Genomic DNA, 958 nt, shown 5'->3' on the forward strand with positions numbered 1-958 from the left:
GATCGGCTGGCCGGTCTTGTCGTTGTGCCAGATCACGCTGGTCAGCGCGAGGATGCGGGTCAGCACACGAATGATGACGCCGGCAGGGGTACGGCCGCCGTGGCGTTCCAGGTCCAGCTGGCTCTTGAAGGTCTGGTTGATCGACTCGATGGTCTGGCGCAGTGGCTTGAACAGTGCTGCGCCGGGCCGCTCGGGCTCGCCCTGGCGGGCCGGGCGCAGCAGCTGCAGCTCACGCTCGGCGAGCTCGGCTTCGAAAAGGGCGGCCGTAGTAGTGTCGATCGGCGATGATCGTCTGATCTGGATGAGCGGCCAGGACGTCGGGTGCGGCCTGCAGCATGCCGAGCAGGACCTCGCGCTCATCGGCCTTGGCACCGCTGAGGGCGAACAGCACGGGCAGCCCGCCCAGCGTGCACAGCAGGTGCAGCCGAAGCCCCCAGAAATAGCGGGAGTGGGAGGCGCAGTAGCCGTACTCCGCCCACCCGGCCAGCGCCGAGCGCCGGGTCGTCTCCCGGGAGCGGCCGCACTCGATCGGCGTGGAATCGGCCACCCAGACGTCGTCACTCCACAGCGAGGTGTCGGCGGCCAGTATCCGGATCATGTGCCTGACCAGCTCGCAGGCGTTACGCAGGCGCCGGTTGTAGCCCGGCTGGCCCGGCAGGTGCGGGAACATCACGCCCAGCTCGGCGCGGGCATACCGCAGCCAGCGGCGCTCGGAGGTGAAGCCCAGCAGCGCCGACAGCACCGCCGACAGCACCGCCAGGGTCACCAGTTCGGCATCGCTGAGCCTCGGCGCGATGCCGACCTCCGGCCGCCACGGAGCCAGCTGTGGCTGGGCCTTCAACACATCATCGATCCACACGTACAGTGCGGTTACGAGGGGTGTCTAACTCTTTCGTCACACATCGAGCTTGGACACCCTCGCCCTAACTCCGCAGCCACGCCTTGGCATCAATCATCT

Annotated in this window: 1 pseudogene; it reads right to left on the bottom strand. The window is 67.8% G+C overall.

The features are described 5' to 3' along the window. A pseudogene (locus ACTWPW_RS64320) lies at positions 1–899 on the bottom strand (IS982 family transposase); the annotation flags it as partial. Positions 900–958 lie beyond the last annotated feature (59 nt).

Origin of the sequence: Nonomuraea sp. KM90 (assembly GCF_052246675.1) — a bacterium.
In the GTDB taxonomy this organism is placed as follows: Bacteria; Actinomycetota; Actinomycetes; order Streptosporangiales; family Streptosporangiaceae; genus Nonomuraea.